General features: G+C 70.1%; 11 protein-coding genes. All 11 read right to left on the bottom strand.

Annotated elements, in window-relative coordinates; translation table 11 throughout:
- Nucleotides 1-34 precede the first annotated feature (34 nt).
- Nucleotides 35-610 (bottom strand): snapalysin family zinc-dependent metalloprotease, encoded by a 576-nt coding sequence (locus ACU6XJ_RS19190; RefSeq protein ID WP_476313296.1) that lies wholly within the window; start codon nucleotides 608-610, stop codon nucleotides 35-37.
- Between the two features lie 100 nt (nucleotides 611-710).
- Entirely contained in the window at nucleotides 711-1,367 is a 657-nt protein-coding gene (locus ACU6XJ_RS19185; protein ID WP_476313294.1) for a response regulator, read from the bottom strand.
- The gene (locus ACU6XJ_RS19180) at nucleotides 1,364-2,575 is read right to left on the bottom strand and encodes a sensor histidine kinase (RefSeq protein WP_476313292.1); all 1,212 of its coding nucleotides are present in this window, start codon (nucleotides 2,573-2,575) and stop codon (nucleotides 1,364-1,366) included. The genes ACU6XJ_RS19185 and ACU6XJ_RS19180 overlap by 4 nt, the downstream gene beginning before the upstream one ends.
- On the bottom strand, nucleotides 2,560-3,114 hold the full coding sequence (locus ACU6XJ_RS19175) for a hypothetical protein (protein WP_476313290.1): 555 nt from the start codon (nucleotides 3,112-3,114) through the stop codon (nucleotides 2,560-2,562). Before ACU6XJ_RS19175 ends, ACU6XJ_RS19180 begins: the two co-directional genes overlap by 16 nt.
- The gene (locus ACU6XJ_RS19170) at nucleotides 3,111-4,145 is read right to left on the bottom strand and encodes a hypothetical protein (protein ID WP_476313287.1); all 1,035 of its coding nucleotides are present in this window, start codon (nucleotides 4,143-4,145) and stop codon (nucleotides 3,111-3,113) included. Before ACU6XJ_RS19170 ends, ACU6XJ_RS19175 begins: the two co-directional genes overlap by 4 nt.
- A gap of 120 nt (nucleotides 4,146-4,265) precedes the next feature.
- Nucleotides 4,266-4,688 (bottom strand): hypothetical protein, encoded by a 423-nt coding sequence (locus ACU6XJ_RS19165; protein WP_476313284.1) that lies wholly within the window; start codon nucleotides 4,686-4,688, stop codon nucleotides 4,266-4,268.
- Entirely contained in the window at nucleotides 4,685-6,031 is a 1,347-nt protein-coding gene (locus ACU6XJ_RS19160; RefSeq protein ID WP_476313282.1) for a hypothetical protein, read from the bottom strand. The genes ACU6XJ_RS19165 and ACU6XJ_RS19160 overlap by 4 nt, the downstream gene beginning before the upstream one ends.
- Before the next feature lie 205 nt (nucleotides 6,032-6,236).
- On the bottom strand, nucleotides 6,237-7,556 hold the full coding sequence (locus ACU6XJ_RS19155; RefSeq protein WP_476313280.1) for a uracil-xanthine permease family protein: 1,320 nt from the start codon (nucleotides 7,554-7,556) through the stop codon (nucleotides 6,237-6,239).
- Nucleotides 7,557-7,948: 392 nt separating this feature from the next.
- On the bottom strand, nucleotides 7,949-8,746 hold the full coding sequence (gene pspM / locus ACU6XJ_RS19150; RefSeq protein WP_476313278.1) for a phage shock envelope stress response protein PspM: 798 nt from the start codon (nucleotides 8,744-8,746) through the stop codon (nucleotides 7,949-7,951).
- Nucleotides 8,747-8,922: 176 nt separating this feature from the next.
- Complete coding sequence (locus ACU6XJ_RS19145) at nucleotides 8,923-9,735, bottom strand: PspA/IM30 family protein (protein WP_476313275.1); 813 nt, start codon at nucleotides 9,733-9,735, stop codon at nucleotides 8,923-8,925.
- Nucleotides 9,736-9,914: 179 nt separating this feature from the next.
- Nucleotides 9,915-10,391 carry a helix-turn-helix domain-containing protein gene (locus ACU6XJ_RS19140; RefSeq protein ID WP_476313272.1) on the bottom strand — a complete coding sequence of 159 codons (477 nt, stop codon included), beginning with the start codon at nucleotides 10,389-10,391 and terminating at the stop codon, nucleotides 9,915-9,917.
- Between the last annotated feature and the right edge of the window lie 201 nt (nucleotides 10,392-10,592).

Here is a 10,592-nt window from a genome sequence, read left to right as displayed (position 1 = left end):
CGGCGCGGGCTTATGCCCGCGCCGACCCTCTTCGTCAGGTGCCCGCGAGGGCGGGGGCCTCGAAGATGCCGATCTCGTTGGGCACGCCGGTCACCGTGTGCTGGCGGCTGCGGCCGCTCCAGTAGCGGTCGACGTCGGCGATCTCGCCGCTGCTGGGCTGGGCGTTGTCGCAGCGCCCGCCCGCCATCACCTTGGCGCAGTTACCGATGTCGGACGGGTGCCGCAGGCTGAGGATGTGGCCGAACTCGTGCACGATCACCCGCAGCGTGCCCGCACCGGAGCTCTTGATCTGGTTGCGGTACAGGCCGATCCAGCCGGAGGTGCAGCCGATGCAGCTGGCCTGGCCGGGGGCCGGTCCGTTGTCGCTGGTGCGGACGGAGATGCCGCCGCTGCCCTTGACCAGGCGGACGTTGGCGACGTTGCGGTTCCAGATCGCGGCCGCTTCGTCGGTCAGGCTCGCCAGTTCGGCGGCCTGAGAGGTGCTGTAGTAGATGGTGCGTGCCGCTGCGCTGCCGGTGTCGGAGGCGGCGGATGCCACGCTGGGCGCGACGAGCAGGGCGATCGCCGCGAACCCACCGAGCAGCATCCGGACATACTTCGCAGGGAACAAGGGAGACTCCTTGCCTTGCAGGGATTGACAGGGAATTCCACCCTGGCCGCAACCACCCGCTTGGCGCACATATCAACAGGTCATAACTGTTGAATGCGTTTCAGAGCAGCCCCCGCAGGCGCGACCTGACCAGCACCGCCTGTACGCGGTCGGTGAGGCCGAGCTTGGACAGCACGCTGGACACGTGCACCTTCACCGTGTAGCGGCTGATCACCAGCTTCTCCGCGATCTCCTGGTTGGACAGGCCCCGGCCGAGCAGGTCGAGGATCTCCCGTTCCCGTTCGGTGAGCGCGGCCGCCCGGTTGAGGACCTCGCGGTCGGCGTCGGTGGGCAGGTCAGGGCGCAGCGCGTCGATCAGCCGCGCGGTGGCCTCCGGGGCGAGCACCGACTGGCCCGCGGCGACCACGCGGATGCCGTCCCACAGGCGCTCCGGGGGTGCGTCCTTCAGCAGGAAGCCGCTGGCACCGGCCTCCAGCGCCGCGTACACGTAGGCGTCGCGGTCATACGTGGTCAGGATCAGCACGCGGGTGGGCAGGCCGAGTCGCCTGATCTCCTTGGTGGCCTCGATGCCGTCCATCCCGGGCATCCGGATGTCCATCAACGCCACATCGGGGGCGTGCCTGGCGACCAGGTCCACGGCCTCGGCGCCGTCGGCGGCGAGACCGACCACGTCCAAGTCCTCCGCGCTGTCGACCAAGCGACGCAGTGCCTCGCGGAGCAGCTGCTCGTCGTCGCAGATGACCACCCGCAGGCTCATGTCAGCACCCCGTTCAGCGGCAGTTCGGCGCGGACGGTGAAGCCGCCGTCGGCGCGGCGCTCGGCACGCACCGAGCCGCCGAGCAGGCCGACGCGTTCCCGCATGCCCACCAGCCCGGTGCCCGCGCCCGTCGACGGCGGGCGGGGCGCGGGGGGCGGCTCGTTGTCGATGACGATCTCCAGGGTGTCGCCGCGCAGGCCCAGCGAGATCCGCACGTCGACCGGCCCGGCGTGGCGGGCCACGTTGGTCAGCGACTCCTGGATCACGCGGTAGGCGGCGTGGTCGATGCTGGTGTCCAGGTCCGCCACCCCGTTCTGGTGCACCGTGACGCGAGGGCCCGCGGCTTCGACGGTGGCCACCAGGTTGTCCAGTTGGGACAGTCCGGGCGTCGGCGCGGTGCCGGTGTCGACGGGGCCCGCGCGCAGCACGCCGAGCAGGCGACGCAACTCGGCCAGGGAGGCGCGGCCGGTGGCGGCGACCCTGCGCAGCGCCCGCTTGGCATTGTCGTCGTCGTCCAGGGCGCTGGCCTCGGCGTCGAGCACGATGGCGGTCATCGAGTGGTTGAGGATGTCGTGCAGTTCGCGGGCCAGCTGCACGCGTTCCCGCTCGGCGGCCCGCGCCTCCGCCTCGGCGCGTTCGGCCTCCAGCCGCACCGAACGCTCCCGCAGTTCGACGATCCGCTCCCGCTGGACCGCCTCGAAGCGGCCCGCGAACCACAGGCTGGCGAGCACGATCACGCCGAACACCGCCTCGCCGACCGACACCTTGCGGGAGTAGAAGGTCACGGCGTGCAGAGCGACGAAGCCCACCAGCAGGAACACCCCGACCCGGCGGCGCGGCGATGGCGCGGCGACCGCGACGCCGTAGCCCGCGAACACCACACCCAGCCAGAGCGCGGACCCGAACACCAGCACCGCGGCGAGGTTCACCGCGAAGCAGACGACCAGCACCGTGAGGGGCGCGGAGCGCAGCCACCACAGGGCCAGGACCTGGACCAGGGTGAGCGCCAGGAACCCGACGAAGATCCAAAACGGGATGTTCGACGCCTCGGTGAGCCCCCACAGCACGGACAGCAGCAGGCCGCCCATCAGGAAGAAGTCGTTGGTGCGCTCCAACGGCTCACGGGCATGCCACTGCTGCACCAGCGAGCGCCAGGGGGCGGTGAGCCCCCTGACGCCGCGTCCGTGTGGGTTCAGGCCCAGGACCATGTGTCAGGCCTCGCCGTCCGCCGCACCCGCTGCCAGGCGAAACCCAGCGCGAGCAGGCCGATGGGCAGCGGCAGCAGACCGATGGTCCAGCTCAGCGCGGCCGACGGTCCGGGCCGCGGGCCGACCGGCACGGCCAGCGTCCCGGTGCCCCTGCCTTGGTCGCCGTCCACCGTGAAGACCATGCGCCATGTCCCCTCCTCGTTCAGAGAGTAGACGTCCAGTCCCCACTGGCCCTGGGCACGCGGGTGCCGCGGCAACTGCTGCTCACCCTGGCCGGGGGCGGTCTGCCAGCCCTGCTCCGCACCCGACGGTTTGAGCAGCGTCAGCCATCCCCGCCTGCCCTCGATGCCGCCCGCGGGTTCGAACAGGAAGTCCAGGGAGCGTTCCGCGCGAAGCGGCCACTCGCTGAACGACGCCTTCACCTCGTACGGGCCTGCCTGCACGGTCTCGGTGTGCACCACCGTCACCGGCGGCGCGGCGGCGTTCGCCGCGGGCGCGGTAATCAGCAGGGCGGCGAGTACCACCAGCAGCGTCCTCATGACGTGACCTCCCCACGGGCGCGCAGCATTCCCGCCAGCACCCAGCCGTACAACCCGATCCCCGCGCCGAGCACCACGGCCGACAGCAGCGTCGCCGTCGACGGCGGCCCGTTCACCGGGATCACCTGGTACCCGATCACGATGACCGCGGCGGTGACCGCGCCCATCAGCGCGACCGGCAGCCCCGGCTTGTCGGTCACCCCGCGGGCGACCAGCAGCCCCACATCGACCAGCACCGCCGCCACGACCACGCCGATCGGGAACAGGACCGGCAGCCAGGCGATGTCGCCGTCGGCGTAGTCGCGCAGCGGCAGCCCCATCTCCTCGGCGTAGAGGCGGGTGGCCCATGGACCGAACAGGTAGCTCAGGCCGTGCACCGCCGCGTAGATCAGTCCCGTCGCGGTGACCCAGCCCGGTGTCCTGGTCAGGCCCGCCACCAGCAGCAGCGTGGCCACCACCACCAGCGCCACCGCGATCACGAAGGTGCTGACGCCCGGCAGCGAGGGCACCGAGAGCAGCAGGAACACGGTGGAGGCCATCACCACCGCGGCCGTCGTGGCCAGGCCCCAGCGCCCGATGCGCTGGTGGCGCACCACCGCGAAGGCGAGCAGCGCACCGAACATCTCGGCCTGCCCGCACAGCGACATGGCGACGTGCGGCGGCGAGGTCGGTGTGGCGTCGAAGCCGTACACGGTGTGCCACCACAGGTCCGACAGCCCGTAGATCAGGCCGCCCGCCGCGCCGGTGCCCGCGATCAGGAACGGCAGCGGCGCCCGGAAGTACCCGAACACCTTCACCGCGTGGTCCTGCCTGGCGCGGGTGGCGAGCAGGACGACCGCGAGGCTGGTCAGGCCGGTGACCGCCATGCCGATGTAGAGCATGAGGTGCGGGGCGGTGAAGAAGGTGTCCGGCCCGACGTCGGCGTGCCACTGCACGTCCCACACCATGCCGAGCATCTCGGTGCTGACTCCCGCCAGCAGCAGCCACGGCCCGACCCGCTGGGCCAGTGGCAGTGGATCAACGGTGTGCATGCTGTCCCCCTTGTCCGTTGCGGCTTCGCGCCGCTTCCACCGCCCGGCGCATGGATGTGGTGGGCAGCCGTCCCACCGGCGTCCACCCCGGCTTTGTCGCTGTGCTCATGTCCCTCCCCCTCACCGCTGCCCGGCCCGAAGCGGACCGATGCTCGCCGTGTCCCGGCCCGCCGCGTCCCGCAGCCGAACCGTCAGTTCCCAGTCCCCCGGCATCACGAACAGCTCGCCCCGGGCGCGAAAGTGCTCCCCGGTGACCCGCTGCGTGACCAGCCGCCGCGCGGAGTGGCCCATGCTGGGCATGACCGCCTCCAACACCACTTCCTCCGCGTTCGCCTGCTGCCCGTCGTGCCGCTTCAGCCACACGTCGACCTTGCTGTCCCCCACCGGCACCTCCGTGGCGCCGCTGCCGTTGAGCTGCACTTGGACCACGTACCCGCCGGTGCGCGTCGCGAGTTCGGCGGGTGCGGGCCGAGGCCACAGCACCACCGCCGCGACGGCCACCAGCACGACACCGATGCTCACCAGTAGCGGTATCCGTTTCATTCCTCCCCCACCTCGATCACCAGCGGCACCGTGAAGATCCGGTAGTCCCGCGCGAACTGCACCCACGCCTGGTAACGCCCCGGCTTGGGGAAGCTGTAGACGAACCGCAGCCGCGGCCCGTAGCTCGCCACCGACTCATCCGGTTGCGGCTGCCCCGGCGCGGGCATGGACGCCAGCTCGTGCACGTGCCCCAAACCGCTGTCCTGCTTGACGATCAGGTGCCCCGCCATCCCCAGCCACGGCTGGAGGTCCCGCGCCGGCCTGCCGTTCTCCTTCACCGTGACGGTCAGCCCGCTCGGCTGCCCCGCCACCGGGATGGGTTCCCAGCTCACGTCCACGTCGGGTGCGGTCTCCGCCGCGGGCGCGGCGGCGCCGACCGCGGTGAAGGTGCCGCTGCCCAGCGAGGCGCCGCTGTCGGCGCGCTCGAACTCGGTGTGCACCTCATACCGCCCCGGTCGGTCCACCGCGGTGCGCAGCTCCAACGTCCCCGGCTCGGTGCGCACCGGGTGCAGGTGCCGGAAGAACGCCCCGTCCGCGCTGGTGATCACAGTGTGGGTGAGCGCGGCGTGATGGGCGACCAAATCGTCCACCGGCGCCCCGGTGGAACCGTCGGTGAGCCGCAGCCTGAGCGTGAACTCCTCACCGACCGCGGGCTGGGCGGGCACGGTCGTGACCGCGACATTGGCGTAGGGCCGCCCGCTCGCCGACGACCCGTCGGCGGGATTGTTCTGCGTGGTGGGCGGCGCGCCCTGCGGGGTGGCGGGGACCATGTCCTTGGACAGCAGTGCCGCCGTCAACGCCACCGTCAGCCCGATCACTGCCGCGCCCGCCGCCGCCGGAGCGGCCCTGTTCCGCCGTCTCGCCGCGAGTACCAGGGCGACCAGCAGGAACAGCCCGGTGGCGGTGAAACCCCCGTACGCCACCGGTTCCCACGCGGCGGGCGTTGGCTTCATCACCCGAAACGGCAACACCGCCTTCTGGCCCGCCGCCCGCAGTTCCAGCTGCCAGCGCCCGGTGCGATCCGCGTGCAGCGCCACCGGGTGCATCCCGGACCGGCTGATCTCCAGCGTCCGCGGCGCCGGGTCCTTCTGCGCCGCGGAGCCGTCCAGCGGCGTGGCCCGTAGTTCCAGCCGGACCGGCGCCACCGGGTCGTGCGCCACGATGTCGACGTTCAGCGGCCCTGGGATGTCCTGCGTGCGGCGGATGACGACCGTGAGCTCATTGCCCGCGAAGGTCTGCGCCAGGTGGACTTCGGAGGAGTCGCTGATCCCGTGGGCGTGCGCCGTGGCCACCCCCAGACCGGTCACGGCGGCTACCACCAACAGGATCAGCGTTCCCCTCACCGGTTCCCCCTCGAATGCCGCGTTTCTGTGGGGAACGCTATGGGTCGCGCATCAGTTGGGGATCGGGCTCGGGCACTGGGTGCGGTAGTTCCGCGGAACTACCTTTGTTGGACCTCACGCCTCGACATAGGCGGCGTCACGCATTTTCAGTGGCAGCAGGAATTACCCGGAAACACTCATTCCGGCCCTCAGGGCGCGGCTGACGTCAGTGTTCAGGGGTGGTGGGTCGTTCGCCGCGGCTGAGTTGGGAGAGTTTGCGCAGGATCGGGTAGATGATCACGAGGCCGACGGTGGCCCAGGTCAGGCCCGCGAAGCTGAGGTTGCCCATTTTGAGGGTGAGGTTGCCGAGGCCGACGGTGAGGGCGGTGCCCGCGATGACGAAATTGACGCGGTCGGTGAAGTCCACCTTGTTGTCGAACCAGATCCTGATGCCCAGCATTCCGATCAGGCCGAACAGGACCAGCGTCGCTCCGCCGATGGCGCCCGCGGGAATGGTTTGCACCATGGCGCCGAATTTGGGCGAGAACGAGAAGGCGATGGCGGTGAACGCGGCAACCATGTACGCGGCCGTCGAATAAACCTTGGTCACGGCCATCACGCCGATGTTCTCGGCGTAGGTGGTGGTGCCGGAGCCGCCGCCCGCGCCCGCGAGCATCGTGGCGATCCCGTCGCCCATCAGGGAATCGCCAACGCGCTTGTCGAGGTTGCGGCCGATCACGGTGCCGACGGCCTTGACGTGGCCGACGTTCTCGGCGACGAGGACGATCACCACCGGCAGCATCACCATGACCACGGTCGGCTCGATCGTCACCGCGTTGAGCTCCGGCAGCCCGAGCCAGGGCGCCTCCTCGAGTTTCTGGATTCTCTTGGAGTCGAAGCCGCCGACCACGGCGGCCATCGCCCACCCCGCACCGACGCCAACCAGCACGGCGACGCGGGAGATCAGGCCACGCAGCACCGAACAGGTCAGGATCACGCCGAGCGTGACGACGCCGATCATGATCTGGGTGCTGTCCGTGGTCGTATCGTTGGCGTCCGTCTTGCCGAGGAAGTTCTGTACCGCGGAGTCGGCCAGGCTCAGACCGATGAGCACCACGACGCCGCCGGTCACCACCGGCGGCATGATCGCGTCCAGCAGCCGTACGCCCAGCGACTTCACCGCGAGGCCGATCATCGCGAGCAGCATGCCGACGATCACGATTCCACCGAACCACGATGAGGGCGGAACTCCGCCCTCCTTGAGCGCGATCAGGGGGGCGAGGAAGGCGAAGGAGGACCCGAGGAAGCTGGGAACCTTGCCGCGGGTGATGAGCAGGAAGACCAGCGTGCCGACACCGGAGAACAGCAGCGTCGTCTCGACCGAGAGCCCGAGCGCCACCGGCACCAGGACGGTGGCGCCGAACATCGCCAGCAGGTGCTGGATGCCGAAGCCGATCGTCAGCGGCCAGCTCAGCCGCTCCTGTGGCTCGACGACATCACCCGCCGTGACCCGGCGTCCGTCGCCATGCACGGTCCACAATGCCACTAAGGCCTCCCAGCACTCCCGTTGCGAGGATCATGGCATGACAATGGCCGCCGGGACTCCCAAAGACCGGCGCCCACACATGAAGACGAAAGAAGCTCCCCTTAGCTCCCACCGTGCTCATTCGCAGGCTACCGCCCGTAATAATCACAGACAAATATCGTCACAATCACGGTAACTCCATCGGCGGTATCGCCCGGAGCTCGCGAACCGTCGGGAAAAAGCTTACCGGCCTGGGGGAAGGCTCGACCAGCGCCGATCGGCGGGTCAGCCGCGCTCCGTCTGAGCGTCACAAAAGAGCGTTGAGCGGGCGAGATCGCCGAGTTGGGCGGTTGTTCACGTATTCGTGGCCCGGGGACAACCAGGATATTTCATCCAACACAAGAATCGTCCGTTTATCGGACGTTGTGACCGTACCCGGGACCGGGTCCGCCGCGGAGTTCGAGCATGGCGACGGTGAGTCCGGAGAGTCGGTCGGCGGCGTCGTCGAGGGCATGCCGGGAGGCGTTCCACCGGTCGTCGAGTCCCGAACCCGCCGCGACGGCTTGGCCCGCCGTGCCGACGAGACCGCAGAACTGCTCCACCCCGGCGTCCAACTCACCCGCCAGGCGGCGGATGTCGGCGATCAGCGGACCGCGCTGAAGCGGCGGTGTCGCATCCCTGGCGCGCTCGATCGCCACCACCCGCTGCGCGGTCCCCTCCAGGGCCGCCCCGGCCGCGGCGGCGGCCTCCCGGATCTCCACGACATGCTCGGCGGAAAGCTGGGCAAGGCAGGCGGCCAGGCCGTCCTGTGCCTGTCGGAGCTTGAGCATCGGGTTGCGCGCCGTCGAGGCCGCGGGCGGCAGCGGGGCCGGGATCGCCAGCGGGGCGGGCAGCGGTTGACGACGCAGTGCGACGAAACGGGCACCCGCGGTGGCCGCGCCGAGGGCGGCGAGGCCCGCGACGGAACCGAATGCCACCTCCAGCAGGACGCCGGGCAGCCCGGCGACCGCGACGGCGGTCAGGCCGGTGGCCCCGGCCACGGAGGACCGGACCGCGACCCTGCGGGCGGCGCGACGGCGCTGACGCAGCAACTTGGCCCGCGGGTCGTTCCAGGCGACGATCCTGCGGCGCACCTCATCGACCACCGGGCTGCCCAGCGTGGGCAGTTGCTGCGCCGCGAGTCCGGCAACGAAACGCCGTAACGCCGCCATCCGGCCTCCTAGGGGGTGTCCTGTGGATCCTGGTCGATGGGATTCGTGATCCAGACGGTTCCTGACGTCGCCGCGGAATCGCCCTCGTACCGGGCGTACTCGGGCGATTTCGCGGCGGCGTCAGGGGCCGTCTGGGCGCGAATAACGCGATCTGGATCCACAAGACACCCCCTTCATCAGCCTTGCTGTGGGTGGCGCTGCTGGATCGGTTGGGTGGGCGGCACCGCGCCCTGGGTGCCCTCGGTGATCTCGCCCGCGGGCTGACCGCCGCCGTGCAGCGACGCGCGGATCTGCTCGAGGCGGGCGCTGCCCGCGAGCTCCGTGGTGGACTGCTGGACCTCCAGCATGCGGCCCTGCACGGAGTTCTGGGCGAGTTCGGCCTGCCCCAGCGCGTTCGTGTAGCGGCGCTCGATCTTCTCCCGCACCTCGTCCAGCGATGGCGTGTTGCCGGGCGCGGCCAACTCGCTCATCTGGTGCAGCGAAGCGGAGACCTGCTCCTGCATCCTGGCCTGCTCCAGCTGCGAGAGCAGCTTGGTGCGCTCGGCGAGCTTCTGCTGCATCACCATCTCGTTGCGCTTGACCGCGTGCTTGGCCTGCTCCGCGGCCTGCAACGACTGGTCGTGCAGCCCCTTGAGGTCCTCGATGGACTGCTCCACGTTGACAAGCTGGGTGGCGAAGGCCTGCGCGCTCTGCTCGTACTGGCCCGCCCGAGCCGTGTCACCCGCGGCGCGGGCCTGGTCGGCGAGCACCAGTGCCTGCCGGGCCGCCGCCTGCAACTTCTCGATCTCGTTGAGCTGGCGGTTGAGCTTCATCTCCAGTTGGCGCTGGTTGCCGATGACGGCGGCAGCCTGCTGCGTCAGCGCCTGGTGCTGGCGCTGGGCCTCCTCGATGGCCTGCTGAATCTGCACCTTCGGATCGGCATGCTCATCGATCTTGGACGAGAAGGAAGCCAGGAAGTACTTCCAAGCCTTCACGAACGGGTTGGCCATCTCCTCCGCCTGCTCTCTTGCGTGCCGACTATCCGGAAACGATCGACGTGGTTGGCGAGTTCCATCGTCTCAGGTGTCTCTCAGGGCTTCCACCGGGTGTTGCAATCGACCCCTCGGCCGTGACAAAAGCGAACGGCCCGCCCTGAAGATCAGGACGGGCTCGTTCGAAGATCATCCGGTTAGGCGGCGAACACCCGGCCGCGGGGCGCGCGCTGGTCCAGCGACATGGACAGCCGATGGGTCAGTGCGGGCTGGAGCAGCAGGTCGGAGGTCTCGACCTCGAGCAGTTCGGCCAGCAGGTCGCCGTCCGTGCCGACGGCGCCGACGGACGCGGTCGCCTTGGCCCTCGCGGGCACCTTGGCGGTCTGCGGTGTGAGCGCGGGGGCGGGCACGGCGGGCACCGGAACCGGCACGGTCTCCGGGGTGCCGCGCATATCCGAGGCCACGTTGTCCAGCAGCTGCGGCAGTGGCAGCTCGAGCGCGTCACAGATGGCCGCCAGCAGCTCGCTGGACGGTTCCTTGCGCCCGCGTTCCACCTCCGAGAGGTAGCCGAGGCTGACCCGAGCCGACCGGGACACTTCGCGCAGGGTACGGCGTTGATCGGTGCGGGTACGGCGAAGCCGTTCCCCGATTGCTTCCCGCAGCAGCACGGTCATCGCGCCCCTCCCTTCCTCCAGCCGGTTCAAGCCTTGCTGTGCGGATACCCGCACTCGCGACGACGATGTGCCCCGCGATGCTGCCACGTTACCCAGCCGGCCGGCGCCGGGTGCGCGACTGCCCCGAATTTCCGCGAGATTCTGCCTGGAATCCGCCGAGGGCGAACTGACTCATCGGGCGAGCCACTCGAATAGCCCACT

It is taken from the genome of Actinorectispora metalli (genome assembly GCF_056323685.1).
Note: the sequence above shows the minus strand (reverse complement) of the source record. Positions and strands in the feature narration are given on the sequence as shown.